The 12957-nt window shown below is 62.1% G+C and carries 13 protein-coding genes and 1 tRNA gene; 9 read left to right on the top strand and 5 right to left on the bottom strand.

Annotated features, from left to right (window positions below; all coding sequences use genetic code 11):
• Positions 1 to 12: 12 nt before the first annotated feature.
• Entirely contained in the window at positions 13 to 972 is a 960-nt protein-coding gene (trxB, locus tag AZSP09_RS16935) for a thioredoxin-disulfide reductase (protein WP_014236775.1), read from the bottom strand.
• Between the two features lie 155 nt (positions 973 to 1127).
• Here trxB and AZSP09_RS16940 point away from each other — a divergent pair, with 155 nt between their 5' ends.
• Genes AZSP09_RS16940 through lolA form a run of 3 tightly spaced genes read left to right on the top strand, consistent with a single transcriptional unit; the run spans position 1128 to position 4784 of the window.
• The gene (locus AZSP09_RS16940) at positions 1128 to 1787 is read left to right on the top strand and encodes a Crp/Fnr family transcriptional regulator (RefSeq protein WP_014236776.1); all 660 of its coding nucleotides are present in this window, start codon (positions 1128 to 1130) and stop codon (positions 1785 to 1787) included.
• A 49-nt stretch (positions 1788 to 1836) separates the two neighbouring features.
• Complete coding sequence (locus AZSP09_RS16945) at positions 1837 to 4152, top strand: DNA translocase FtsK (protein ID WP_152090710.1); 2316 nt, start codon at positions 1837 to 1839, stop codon at positions 4150 to 4152.
• Positions 4152 to 4784 (top strand): outer membrane lipoprotein chaperone LolA, encoded by a 633-nt coding sequence (lolA, locus tag AZSP09_RS16950; RefSeq protein WP_152090922.1) that lies wholly within the window; start codon positions 4152 to 4154, stop codon positions 4782 to 4784. The genes AZSP09_RS16945 and lolA overlap by 1 nt, the downstream gene beginning before the upstream one ends.
• An 81-nt stretch (positions 4785 to 4865) precedes the next feature.
• Here lolA and AZSP09_RS16955 read toward each other — a convergent pair whose 3' ends face one another.
• Positions 4866 to 5246, bottom strand: coding sequence for a hypothetical protein (locus tag AZSP09_RS16955; RefSeq protein WP_152090711.1), 381 nt, complete (start codon positions 5244 to 5246; stop codon positions 4866 to 4868).
• A gap of 103 nt (positions 5247 to 5349) precedes the next feature.
• Entirely contained in the window at positions 5350 to 6009 is a 660-nt protein-coding gene (locus tag AZSP09_RS16960) for a DUF4145 domain-containing protein (RefSeq protein WP_152090712.1), read from the bottom strand.
• Between the two features lie 369 nt (positions 6010 to 6378).
• Between AZSP09_RS16960 and AZSP09_RS16965 the strand changes: the two genes are divergently transcribed.
• From AZSP09_RS16965 to serS, 4 genes are read left to right on the top strand one after another with little or no spacing between them, the layout of a single operon-like run.
• A complete protein-coding gene (locus AZSP09_RS16965; RefSeq protein WP_172974788.1) occupies positions 6379 to 7704 on the top strand; it encodes a replication-associated recombination protein A in 1326 nt (441 codons plus the stop codon).
• Positions 7705 to 7734: 30 nt separating this feature from the next.
• Positions 7735 to 7884 carry a GxxExxY protein gene (locus tag AZSP09_RS20675; protein WP_197739024.1) on the top strand — a complete coding sequence of 50 codons (150 nt, stop codon included), beginning with the start codon at positions 7735 to 7737 and terminating at the stop codon, positions 7882 to 7884.
• Positions 7865 to 8056, top strand: a complete 192-nt coding sequence (locus tag AZSP09_RS20680; RefSeq protein WP_197739025.1) for a GxxExxY protein — start codon at positions 7865 to 7867, stop codon at positions 8054 to 8056. The genes AZSP09_RS20675 and AZSP09_RS20680 overlap by 20 nt, the downstream gene beginning before the upstream one ends.
• Before the next feature lie 36 nt (positions 8057 to 8092).
• The gene (gene serS, locus AZSP09_RS16975) at positions 8093 to 9376 is read left to right on the top strand and encodes a serine--tRNA ligase (RefSeq protein ID WP_152090713.1); all 1284 of its coding nucleotides are present in this window, start codon (positions 8093 to 8095) and stop codon (positions 9374 to 9376) included.
• Between the two features lie 173 nt (positions 9377 to 9549).
• Here the strand turns inward: serS and mltF are convergent, their stop codons facing one another.
• On the bottom strand, positions 9550 to 10986 hold the full coding sequence (mltF, locus tag AZSP09_RS16980) for a membrane-bound lytic murein transglycosylase MltF (protein WP_152090714.1): 1437 nt from the start codon (positions 10984 to 10986) through the stop codon (positions 9550 to 9552).
• Positions 10987 to 11106: 120 nt separating this feature from the next.
• On the opposite strand from mltF, the gene AZSP09_RS16985 reads away from it, so the two are divergent.
• Together AZSP09_RS16985 and AZSP09_RS16990 are read left to right on the top strand one after the other, a co-directional pair.
• Positions 11107 to 11199: transfer RNA gene (locus tag AZSP09_RS16985), tRNA-Ser, on the top strand.
• Between the two features lie 128 nt (positions 11200 to 11327).
• On the top strand, positions 11328 to 12380 hold the full coding sequence (locus AZSP09_RS16990) for a tyrosine-type recombinase/integrase (protein WP_152090715.1): 1053 nt from the start codon (positions 11328 to 11330) through the stop codon (positions 12378 to 12380).
• On the opposite strand, the gene AZSP09_RS16995 is transcribed toward AZSP09_RS16990, so the two are convergent.
• On the bottom strand, positions 12377 to 12799 hold the full coding sequence (locus AZSP09_RS16995) for a hypothetical protein (protein ID WP_152090716.1): 423 nt from the start codon (positions 12797 to 12799) through the stop codon (positions 12377 to 12379). The two genes, AZSP09_RS16990 and AZSP09_RS16995, sit on opposite strands and share 4 nt — an antisense overlap.
• Positions 12800 to 12957 lie beyond the last annotated feature (158 nt).

Genomic DNA, 12957 nt, shown 5'->3' on the forward strand with positions numbered 1-12957 from the left:
CTGTTCCGGGGCTTACGCCTGCTCCAGGCCGTCCAGGTAGCGTTCGGCGTCCAGGGCGGCCATGCAGCCGGTGCCGGCAGAGGTGCAGGCCTGGCGGTAGATGTGGTCCTGCACGTCGCCGGCAGCGAAGACGCCGGTGATGCTGGTCTGGGTAGCGTTACCGGCGCGGCCGGACTGGGTCACGATGTAGCCGTTTTCCAGTTCCAGCTGGCCCTCGAACAGTTCGGTGTTGGGCTTGTGGCCGATGGCGATGAAGACGCCCATGACCGGCACTTCCTGGGTGGCGCCGGTATTGACGTTTTTCACCTTGAGGCCGGTGACGCCGGAATCGTCGCCCAGCACTTCTTCCAGGGTGGAATCCCACAGCACGGTGACCTTGCCTTCTTCCACCTTCTTCATCAGCTTGTCCTGGAGGATCTTTTCGGACTTGAACTTGTTGCGGCGGTGGATCACGGTGACGTGGCTGGCGATGTTGGCCAGGTACAGGGCCTCTTCCACGGCGGTGTTGCCGCCGCCGACCACGGCCACGGCCTGGTTGCGGTAGAAGAAGCCGTCACAGGTGGCGCAGGCGGAGACGCCGCGGCCGGCGAACTTCTCTTCGGAGGGCAGGCCCAGGTACTGGGCGGAGGCGCCGGTGGCGATGATGAGGGCGTCGCAGGTGTATTCGCCGGCATCGCCGATGAGGCGGAAGGGCTTTTCCTGCAGCTTGGCGGTGTGGATGTGGTCGAAGATGATCTCGGTCTCGAAGCGGCGGGCATGCTCCTCGAAACGCTGCATCAGCTCGGGACCCTGGACGCCGGCCGCATCGGCGGGCCAGTTGTCCACTTCGGTGGTGGTCATCAGCTGGCCGCCCTGGGCCAGGCCGGTGATCAGCACGGGTTTCAGGTTGGCGCGGGCGGCATAGACGGCGGCGGTGTAGCCGGCGGGGCCGGAACCGAGGATGAGCAGGCGGCTGTGGCGTTGGGTGGTCATGGCGTTTCTCTCGCGGTCGGATTTTCGGGTCGGGGGGAAATTATAGCGAAAGCGGGGGGGCTGTAACCGAACTCGCCGGCGGCGGTGGCGCGTGACGGATTTGGCATATAATCGGCGCTGATTTATCCACACCACAAGCAAAAATAAGGCTGAGTATGCAGGTTGGGAGAGGACTAAGCCTCGCCACGCTCCGGGGCTTGCCCATGTTTGAGCGTGTGCCGGACAGCGAACTGGAACATCTGGCCCGGGTATCCACCTATCGCAAGGTGACCCGGGGTACGACCATTGTGCGGGCCGGCGACGTCACGGACTCCCTCTACATCCTCATCTCGGGCAGCATCAAGGTGCTCAACAGCGATGAGGAAGGGCGGGAAGTGATCCTGGCCATCCTCGGCACCGGCGAGTTCTTCGGCGAAATGGGCCTGCTCGATGGCGAGCCCCGTTCCGCCAACGTGGTGGCCCTGGAAGTGTGCGAAGTGCTGATCATTGCCAAGGCCGAGTTCCGCCGCCTCCTCACCGAGCACGTGGATCTGACCTTCTACCTGCTGCGCAGCCTGGTGCAGCGCCTGCGGGAAGCCGACCGCAAGATCGAAAGCCTGGCCCTGATGGACGTTTTCGGCCGGGTCGCCAAGCTGCTGCTGGAGTTTTCCGAGATGCAGGAAGGCCGGCGCATCGTCACCCGCAAGCTGACCAAGCAGGATATCGCCAAGATGATCGGCGCCTCCCGGGAAATGGTCAGCCGGGTGATGAAGGACCTGGAAACCAGTGGTTACATCGAAGTTCAGGACGGCCGCATTGTCCTGCACGAAATCTAAGGGGCGCTTGCCGTTATAATCGGGCGAACCTACCAACTGTTCGCCGCCAATGGCCGTCCCCCAATCCGCCCGTCGCAACTCCGATAAGTCCCCCAGCCCCCTGCCGGAAAAGATTGCCGTCATCCTGCAGGAATCCCGCTGGCTGGCGCTGGTGGTGTTCGCCGGCTTCCTCTCCCTGGCCCTGTGGGGCTACGACCGGGCCGACCCGGGCTGGTCCCATGCGGCCCAGGTGGACGCCCTGCACAACCCCGCCGGCCGTTTCGGCGCCTGGCTCTCCGACCTTCTGCTCTATCTCTTCGGCGCTTCTGCCTGGTGGTGGGTCACCCTCATGCTGGCCCTGGTGTGGTGGGGCTACCGCCGCCTCGACGGCCTGCGCGGCAACGGCGACCGCCGCCCCCTGATTGTCGCCGCCATCGGCTTCCTCATCCTGCTGGTGGCCAGCTGCGGCCTCGAAGCCATCCGTTTCTACACCCTGCGTACGCCCCTGCCCCTGGTGCCCGGCGGCATGCTGGGTCTGGAGCTGGGCAATGCCGCTGTCGCCGCCCTCGGCTACACCGGCGCCACCCTGGTCCTGCTCACCGGCGTGGTGCTGGGCTGGAGCCTCTTTTCCGGCATGAGCTGGCTGTCCACCTTCGAGCGTCTGGGCACCCTGGTGGAAAGCACCTATTTCGGCATCCGCGGCCTCATCGAGCGCTGGCAGGACCAGCGCATCGGCCGCGAAGTGGCCCGGGAGCGGGAAGCGGTGGTGGAAGTGGAGCGGGCCCGGGTGGAAGACCACGAGCCGATCCGCATCGAAATCGTTGAGCCCGAAATCGAAGTTTCCACCAAGGTGGAAAAGCGCATCGAGCGGGAGCGCCAGACGCCCCTTTTCCCCGAAGCGGTGGAAGGCGGCCAGCTGCCGCCCCTGCACCTGCTGGACCCGGCGCCGCCCCAGACCGATCTGCCGGCGGCGGATACCCTGGAATTCACCTCCCGCCTCATCGAACGCAAGCTGGCCGACTTCGGCGTCCAGGTGAAGGTGCTGGCAGCCTACCCCGGCCCGGTCATCACCCGCTACGAAATCGAGCCGGCGGTGGGCGTCAAGGGCGCCCAGATCGTCAATCTGGCGCGGGACCTGGCCCGGGCCCTGGCCCTCATCTCGGTGCGGGTGGTGGAGACGGTACCGGGCAAGTCCTGCATGGCCCTGGAATTGCCCAACCCCAAGCGCCAGGCTGTGCGCCTCTCGGAAATCCTCTCCAGCAAGGCCTATTACGACATGGCCTCGCCCCTCACCGTGGCCCTGGGCAAGGACATCGGCGGCCAGGCCACGGTGGCCGACCTGGCCAAGATGCCCCATCTGCTGGTGGCCGGCACCACCGGTTCCGGCAAGTCGGTGGGCATCAACGCCATGATTCTGTCCCTGCTCTACAAGTCCACCGCCAAGGATGTGCGCCTCATCCTGGTGGACCCGAAGATGCTGGAACTCTCCATCTACGAAGGCATTCCCCACCTGCTGGCGCCGGTGGTGACCGACATGCGCCAGGCCGCCAACGCGCTCAACTGGTGCGTCGGCGAGATGGAAAAGCGCTACAAGCTGATGAGCGCCATGGGCGTGCGCAACCTGGCCGGCTTCAACGCCAAGATCCGCGAGGCGGAGAAGAACGAGCAGAAGATTCCCAACCCGCTCTCCATCACCCCCGAATTCCCCGAGCCCCTGACCGAGCTGCCCTACATCGTGGTGGTCATCGACGAGCTGGCGGACCTGATGATGGTGGTGGGCAAGAAGGTGGAAGAACTGATCGCCCGTCTGGCCCAGAAGGCCCGGGCTGCCGGCATCCACCTCATCCTGGCGACCCAGCGGCCCAGCGTGGATGTGATCACCGGCCTGATCAAGGCCAACATCCCCACCCGCATCTCCTTCCAGGTCTCCAGCAAGATCGACTCCCGCACCATCCTCGACCAGATGGGCGCCGAAGCCCTGCTGGGCCAGGGTGACATGCTCTACCTGACGCCGGGCAGCGGCTACCCCACCCGGGTGCACGGCGCCTTCGTCGCTGACGACGAAGTGCACCACGTGGTCGAATACCTGAAAAAGACCGGCGCCCCCGATTACATCGAGGATGTACTCACCGGTGCCGGTGGTGACGAAGATGGCGGTGGCGACGGCGAGGGCGGCGACGATCCCGAAAACGACCCCATGTACGACCAGGCCGTGGAGATCGTCCTCAAGACCCGCCGGGCCTCCATTTCCCTGGTCCAGCGCAACCTGCGCATCGGCTACAACCGGGCCTCCCGCCTCATCGAAGCCATGGAGCGGGCCGGCCTGGTCTCCGCCATGGACGGCCGCGGCGGGCGCGAAGTGCTGGGCCGCAAGACGGAAGAATGATGAAAACTCCCCCCAAGTTCCTGCTGGCGGCCCTCCTGGCCGCCGCCCTGCTGCCCGGCGCCGCCCAGGCCTCCGGCGTCGCCAAGCTCAAGTCCTTCCTCGACAACACCCGCAGCCTGCGGGCCGAGTTCGTCCAGACCGTGGTGGCCAAGAGCGGCCGCAAGCCCCAGAACTCCGCCGGCCTGATGATGTTTCAGCGCCCCGGCAAGTTCCGCTGGCAGGTGGAAAAGCCCTATCCCCAGCTGATGGTGGGCGACGGCGAAAAATTCTGGATCTACGACCCGGAACTGAAGCAGGTGACGGTAAAGAAAATGGGCAAGACCCTGGGCGCCACCCCGGCCGCCCTGCTGGCCGGCGAAGGCTCCGCCTCCCTGGAAAAGAACTTCACCCTGGCCGAAGGTGGCGAGAAGGACGGCCTGGAATGGGCCGAAGCCACCCCCAGGAGCGCCGACTCCGGCTTCGAAAAAGTCCGCCTCGGCTTTGCCGGCGACAACCTGCGGGCCATGGAACTGCACGACAGCTTCGGCCAGACTACCGCCCTCATCTTCAACCGGGTCGAACGCAACCCGTCCCTGGCCCCCGGCCTCTTCCGCTTCACCCCGCCGCCCGGAGCGGATGTGGCGGGGGAGTGAGGGGCTCTAGCGTTTGAATTCACTAGCCTGTAAGGCTTTTCGTGCAGATCCGGTGGAGTGATGGGGTAGGGACACGGTGCGCTACCGCTCTGTTTGAGGTGAATCTAGCGCAATATGCGCTGCCTCAACGATGATGTCGTACAGTTCAGTCGCGACTTCTCTTGCTTTGTCGATATCGAGATTTCCGAACGAAATTACTCCCGGTCCAGCACCAAACCAAGTGTCTTTTGAAGCGTATCGCTTATAGATGGCCGAAGTTTTAGTCTTGATGCGCTCGTGCTGAGCAAACAATGCCTTATCCATGCTTGGCGGATAGGGCATGTAATCCCACTGAACATCTGCAAGTTTCGAGCGCACCTTAATGGTGATGAATGGGATTCGCTGCTTTTCGCAAAACCCATACCAAGAATTCTCTTTGTCGAAGCCCTTGTCTTTCCTGCTGATCTCTACGAATTTTTCCATTTCGACCTCGGGACTAATGTGCCCAACGCCCGGTACCAGCAGCGGACTTTTCGCAGCGAAGCCAAATACGTCGGTTGAATGCGATAGTTGGGCATTTCTCAATTCAAGAAAGAATATCGGCCACGAAACGCTCAACCTCACCAATCATTGAGGACACATCCTCTTTAGTGAACTCACTTGCGTTTCCATGTGCTGCGCTGTTTCGTATCCCCGCCAACGCTGTGATGCGCTTCTGAATGAGTAAGTTGTACTTGCCAGCCTTAGCAAGATCTGCGTTCATTTTGTCCATCTTCCCAGTCAAAAGTCCTGATTGGGCGCAGAGGTCTCTAAGCGTTGTCTCCAAGACGACGCCCGCTATGACCGCGGCAGCTACGTGAAAGCCAGAGGACTGAAGCTCCTTTGCCTGCTCAAGTTCGCTGTCAAAGAGTTCGGCTTGTACTAGTTGACGAACCGATGCTAGATAGCCGCCTTCAAAATCCTCTTTTGCAGCCAGAAATACGGCCTTAACTCGCTTTACTGTGTAGTCGTTGTGTAGATACGCTTGCGGCTTCTCAGCCTCAACGAAGGAAAGAAAGTGCTCAGATTCTTTGCCACAGGAACTGGAGAGAAGATTGCGCGCTTTGACGCACCAATTCAGCAACAACTCGTCGTCAACGGCTTCGTAGTGTCCGGAATAATCGCTGTACTGCGCTCTTTTTGTCGCTTCAACCTGTGCGAGTTGCTGCTCAAGCTCTGCGAAGCGCTTTCGAAATACTTGGGTCACGCGAGTCTCCCGTTAAATGCCAAGCTAGCAGTGGACGACAAAAACGTCCAATTATCCATACGATGTTTTGTTGTTATGTAACCGGGCATTCCTGACAAAGTGGTCGCACCGGGTCCTGTTCGGTTGATTAGGTGTGGGCTGCGGAACGCATATGTCATTGCAGCATACGGACCGAAGAGGCCTATGTCCATTGGGTGGTCCGCTATGTTCGCCGCAGTGGCCTGCGCCATCCGTCGGTGAGTTGTCAGGTTGAGGTGGGGCGGCTTTGGGGGAGGGTGCTTCTCTTCCGGACAGGGCATGAAGGGCAATCGGGCCCTTGAGGTAAACTGCGGCTTTTGCACGGGCAGACCTGCTGCCAATGGATTCTGAGTGAGCGATCTTTTTTCCCAAGGCACGGTGGATGCCGGGGCGCCCCTGGCGGAGCAGTTGCGGCCCCGCTCGCCCGATGAGGTGATCGGCCAGCAGCACTTGCTGGGGCCGGGCAAGCCCCTGCGTCTGGCCTTCGAGTCGGGCCAGCCCCATTCCATGATCCTGTGGGGGCCGCCCGGGGTGGGCAAGACCACCCTGGCGCGCATGATGGCGACCCAGTTTCACTGCGAGTTCATCGCCCTTTCCGCCGTCTTCTCCGGCATCAAGGAGGTGCGGGAGGCGGTGGCCCAGGCCGAGATGTGGAAGGCCCAGGGCAAGCGCACCATCCTCTTCGTCGATGAAATCCACCGTTTCAACAAGGCCCAACAGGACGGCTTCCTGCCCTTCGTCGAAAGCGGCCTGTTCACCTTCATCGGCGCCACCACCGAGAACCCTTCCTTCGAGGTCAATTCGGCCCTGCTTTCCCGGGCTTCGGTCTATGTACTGAAGTCCCTGGACGAGGCCGAGATGGGCCAGCTGTTCGATCGGGCCCGAGAAAAAGCCCTGGCGGACCTGGATTTCGATGACGAGGCCCGCACCCGCCTGATCGGCCTGGCCGACGGCGATGCCCGGCGCTTCCTCAACCTGCTGGAGCAGGTGCGCACGGCGGCCCGCACCGCCAAGCTGGCCAAGGTGGACGGGGCTTTCATCGAAGCCACCATGGCCCAGAGCCTGCGCCGCTTCGACAAGGGCGGCGATGCCTTCTACGACCAGATTTCGGCCCTGCACAAGTCGGTGCGGGGCTCCAATCCGGACGGCGCCCTCTACTGGTTCTGCCGCATGCTGGATGGCGGCGCCGACCCCCGTTACCTGGCCCGGCGCATCGTGCGCATGGCCTGGGAAGACATCGGCCTGGCCGACCCCCGGGGCAGCGAGATCGCCATGAACGCGGCCCAGACCTACGAGCGCCTGGGCTCGCCGGAAGGGGAGCTGGCCCTGGCCCAGGCGGTGATCTACCTGGCCTGCGCCGCCAAATCGAATGCTGCCTACAACGCGTATAATGCGGCACGCGCCTTCGTCGCCAAGGACGGCTCCCGCCCGGTGCCCGAGCACCTGCGCAACGCCCCCACCAAGCTGATGAAGGATCTGGGCTACGGCAAGGATTACCGCTACGCCCACGACGAGGCCGAAGGCTACGCCGCCGGTGAGAACTACTTCCCCGACGGCATGGCGCCCGCCACCTGGTATCAGCCGGTGGAGCGGGGCCTGGAAATCAAGATCGGCGAAAAGCTCGCCCACCTGCGGGACCTGGATGCCCAGGCCGCCCGCAAAGGCAAAAAAGGCTAGCCACAGAGGGCGCAGAGGACACCGAGTGTCATGGCAGACCAACTGACCCAGCAGATTATCGGCGCCGCCATCGAGGTGCATCGTCTGCTGGGGCCGGGGCTGCTGGAGAGTGTCTATGAGGAGGCCCTCTGCCATGAAATGTCCCTGCGGGATATTCCCTTTGCCCGGCCAGCGCCTTGATCTGGTGGTGGCCGATGCCGTGGTGGTGGAGCTGAAGTCCCAACGGGCGCTGCCCGAAGCTGTATCGGCCCAGGTCTTGTCCTACCTGAAGGCAACTGGCTTGAAACGTGGTTTACTTATCAACTTTGGCGAGCCCAGGCTTGCCGACGGCGTGAAACGATTTTCTCTGTGATCTCTGTGCCCTCTGTGGCAAAAAGGTTTTGATTCCATGCTCGACATTCAACTGCTCCGCAACGACCTCGACGCCGTGGCTGCCCGCCTGGCGACCCGCGGCAAGGCCATCGATTTCGCCCAGTTCTCCGCCCTGGAGGCCGAGCGCAAGACCCTGCAGACCCGCACCCAGGAGCTGCAGGCCAGCCGCAATTCCCTCTCCAAGCAGATCGGTATGTTGAAGGGCAAGGGCGAGGACGCTTCCGAGGTGATGGCCCAGGTGGCCGCCATGAAGACCGAGCTGGAGCAGGCCGAAGCCCGTCTGGCCGAGCTGCTGGGCGAGTTCAACGCCATCGTCGCCGCCATTCCCAATCTGCCCAATGAAACCGTGCCGGTGGGCAAGGACGAAACCGACAACGTGGAAGTGAAGCGCTGGGGCACGCCCCGGACCTTCGACTTCGAAGTCAAGGACCACACCGACGTGGGTGAATCCCTCGGTCAGCTGGATTTCGCCGTGGCCGCCAAGATTTCCGGCGCCCGCTTCTCCGTCATGAAGGGCCAACTGGCCCGCCTGCACCGGGCCCTCGCCCAGTTCATGCTCGACACCCACACCGGCGAGCACGGCTACACCGAGGTCTACACCCCCTACCTGGTGAATGCCGCCAGCCTCTTCGGCACCGGCCAGCTGCCCAAGTTCGAGGAAGACCTGTTCAAGATCGCCCGGGCCGATGCCGAGCCCCTGTACCTGATCCCCACCGCCGAAGTGCCGGTGACCAACATCGTGCGCGACGAAATCCTCGCCGCCGAGGCCCTGCCCCTGAAGCTGGTCTGCCACACTCCCTGCTTCCGTTCCGAAGCCGGCTCCTACGGCCGCGACACCCGGGGCATGATCCGCCAGCACCAGTTCGACAAGGTGGAACTGGTGCAGATCGTGGCCCCCGAGAAGTCTGCCGAGGCCCACGAGGAACTGACCCGCCACGCCGAAACGATCCTGGAAAAGCTGGAACTGCCCTACCGTCGCGTCACCCTGTGCACTGGCGACATGGGCTTCTCCGCCGCCAAGACCTACGATCTGGAAGTGTGGCTGCCGGCCCAGAACACCTACCGGGAAATCTCCTCCTGCTCCAACTTCGAGTCCTTCCAGGCCCGCCGCCTGCAGGCCCGTTTCCGCAACGAGAAGAACAAGCCGGAGCTGGTGCACACCCTCAACGGTTCCGGCCTGGCCGTGGGCCGCACCCTGGTGGCCATCCTGGAAAACTTCCAGAACGCCGACGGCTCCGTCACCGTGCCGGCCGTGCTGCGTCCCTACATGGGCGGCCTGGAGAAGATCGTCGCCGCTTGACGCCGCGTCGCTTTTCGCCAAAGCAAGGGCCGGGAATATCCCGGCCTTTTTCTTTGCCCCGGCTGCAAGGCAGGAGGGACGGACATTCCGGCATGGCCTGCCTGGAGAATGGCTTGCTGCCTGCCTCTGCGCCATGCCCCTCGACCCTGGCGCCTTGCCTGCCCGGCGGTGCCTCAGTGTCGCTTCTTGCCCTTCTTGTCGCCCTTTTTCTCCTTCCTTTCTGCCACCGGCTTGGGCGGAATGTAGGGCGGCTCGTGGCGGGTGAGGATGTCGTAGAAGATGCGGATGTTCTCCACCATGATCACCGCCTCGCCACCCCGGGCGCGGCCGCTCTTTAAGCGCCGGTAATACTCGGGGCGGGAGAGCAGGGGCAGCACCCGCTTCATTTCGAACCAGGAATCCGGGTCCGCCTCGGTGCTGGGGGCGATGGCCAGGCCGCCCTTCATGTGGCCCAGGCCCAGGTTGTAGGCGGCCAGGGCCATCCAGGTGCGGTCCGGCTCCTTCACCGTTTCCGGCAGCTGGTCCCGGATGTCCGCCAGGTAGCGGGCGCCGGCGCTGATGCTCTGCTTCGGGTCGAGCCGGTTGGAAACGCCGAGACGGTCCGCCGTTTCCTCGGTCAGCATCATCATGCCCCGCACCCCGGTGGGGCTGGTGGCCATGGGGTCCCACTGGGATTCCTGGTAGGCCAGGGCGGCGATGAGGCGCCAGTCGATGCCGGTGCGGGCCTGGGCCGATTCGAACTGGGTGCGGTAATCCGGCAGCATGCTGCGGGTGCGCTCGAGGAACTGCACCACGTCGAACTGCTTCAAGCGGCGTACGTGGCCGAAATAGCGGTCTTTCAGGCGCACCAGGGTGCCGTCCTTGTGCACCCGGCCGAGGAAGGCTTCGGCCTTGGCCACCAGCTCTGGGTCCGCGTCCCCGGGGAAGAGCCAGGCGATGGGCTGAGGCTCGCCGATCTGCAGGGTGGCGCTGAGCTGGGGGTAGTAGTTCTGGGCGATGTCGAGGATGGGGCCGTCGGTGAGGGCCAGCTCGATGCGCTGCTCGGCCACCGCCTGCAGCAGGTCCAGGTCGCTCCATTCCGGATGTTCCTGCACCGTCACCGGCGGATTGAGGGCCGGCAGCCCGGCCAGCAGGTCGGCGTGGCGGCTGCGGGCCACCACGTGCACGGTGCGTCCGGCCAGCTGTTCGGTGCTGGTGATGGGCAGGGAGGCCTCGTGCTGCACCAGCAGGTGGCTGCTCTGGAAGAAGGGAGTGGTGGCCTGAAATTCGCTGTTGGCCACGCCCGGGTGCCAGACCAGCCAGGCGGCGGCCATGTGGCCGGCGCCCCGCTTCAGGGCCTGGGCCACTTCCCGGTAATTGCCGACGGAAACCAGCTTCAGCTTGAGCCCGGCCTCCTCGGCGAAGAGGCTGACCAGGTCGTACTCGAAGCCGGCCCCGGCTTCGCCGCCGTTGTCCTGGGCGCCGGGGGTGTAGGTCAGGGGGCCGGGGCTGGTGAGAACCACCAGCTCGTTGCTTTCCCGCCAGGAGGCCACCTTCCTGTCGGCACAGGCGTAGACCAGGACCAGGGTAAGCAGGGCAACCAGCAGCCAGCGGAATACCTGTGGACGCATCCTCGCCTTTCCGGGGTTGTCCGGGAAAAAAGTTCCCGGATTGTGCCATGGACGCCCAGCCCGACAAAGGGGCCCAGGTCAGCGCCCGGGGCAGCGAATCGTGCTAAAATCCGCCTCCCCGGTGAGGTACCGAAGTGGCCATAACGGCGCTGACTCGAAATCAGATGGTCAGGGAAACCTGGCACGTGGGTTCGAATCCCACCCTCACCGCCAAATTCATTGTCCTGCAAGAGATTCAAGGGCCAGCATGTATGCTGGCCCTTTTTGTTTCTTGACACTGGCTATGCGTTGCGGTGCAATTCCGGTGCAGTTTGCCACAGGAAATGGTGCATTCACAATATATGGCCAGCATAACCAAGACCCCTACTGGGACCTGGAAAGCTTACGTTCGTAAGACGGGTTTCCCCACTCAAATAAAAACGTTTCGGTTAAAGCGTGATGCAGAGGACTGGGCACGGCGAGTAGAGGATGAAATTGTCAGGGGCGTATATGTCGTTCGCTCCGGCGCAGAAAAAACTACGCTCAATGCAGCGCTTAAGAGATATCTGAGTGATATCTCGCCTGGAAAGAGGACGGGCGTTCGGCGAGAGACCGTATTTGCTAATGCGCTGGCGGGAGAGTTGGGAGCTTACAGCCTGGCTGGTATTACTGCTGATATGGTGGCGGACTATCGGGACAAGCGCTTAAGAACAGTTAGCCCTCGGACCAAAAAACCTTTGTCCCCATCGACGGTTAGACTTGAGTTGGCGTTGTTGTCACATCTCTATTCGATCGCCATTCGAGAGTGGGGGCTTGGCTTGACGTACAACCCGGTGGCAAATATTCGTAAGCCCAAAGCCGCTCAAGGACGAGATAGAAGATTGTCCTTTGCTGATGAGCAGCGCCTCCTAGATGAGTGTGCTAAGTGCTCCAACCCATTCTTGAGGCAGATTGTTGTACTTGGACTTGAAACTGCGATGCGGAAAGGGGAAATACAGGGTATTCAACTGCCAGATGTGGATCTTGACAGCCGGGTCGTATTGCTAAGGGATACCAAGAATGGAGCTGCTAGAACGATTCCTCTCTCTCTCCGGGCCACAGAGGCTTTGAGGCTTGCCTTAGCCCATCCTGTACGGCGGCCAGCTGGATGTGTATTTGTATTCTTTGGGGAAGCCGGAGGAAAGTACAACTTCGAAGAGGCTTGGGAGACGGCACGAAATAATGCTGGATTACAGGGATTGCGGTTCCACGACCTGCGCCATGAGGCTGTTAGCCGTTTGGTAGAGAAAGGTTTAGGGGACCAAGAGGTGGCTGCGATATCGGGGCACAAAACAATGCAGATGCTGCGCCGCTATACGCACTTGAGGGCGGTGGATTTGGTATCCAGGCTTGATCGCCTGGACGAAGGGACTTAGGTCCCAGATTTCTGTGCACGGGCCCACTCACGGCGCTCTAGGTACTTTTCAAATGCACCGTCAGGCGGGAGGACAGACTTCCCGTTTGCATCCTTTATTGGCCATCCTGTCATAAGCCACTGTGCCTCGGCGGGCATTTGCATGCTGATAGCCATCAGCATTTCGACGGTGGCTTTCTGTTTGCCAAGAAAGAAGTTCTGCCAGCTCGAGGCAGGAATGCCCGTTCTCGATTGCAGATAGTTGTACTTGTAGGTTGCTGGAGCCCAGTCATCCAGCAGAAACATCAGCCGATCCTGCATCTGGGAAACCTGTTCCTTTAGCTTCTGGCGCTTCTCTTCGTCAGCTGCGAAGTTTTCTTCGGGAGATCCTCCTCCTGAGCGCCCCTTTTGCTTCCGCAGTGGTTTCTCGGTGCTAGGCATAGCAAATCCTTGACATTCCGCCAATGTACGTATAATTTACGCATTAAACGTAATATTTACGTTTAATGCGCCCTGAGTGCTCTTTTCCTTGAGCCTCAAGGTCTCGTGATTATACGTGGATGCAACTATGAGTTCCTCAAGCACAGAGATATACCTGC

This window comes from Azospira sp. I09 (assembly GCF_009177135.1).
In the GTDB taxonomy this organism is placed as follows: domain Bacteria; phylum Pseudomonadota; class Gammaproteobacteria; order Burkholderiales; family Rhodocyclaceae; genus Azospira; species Azospira oryzae.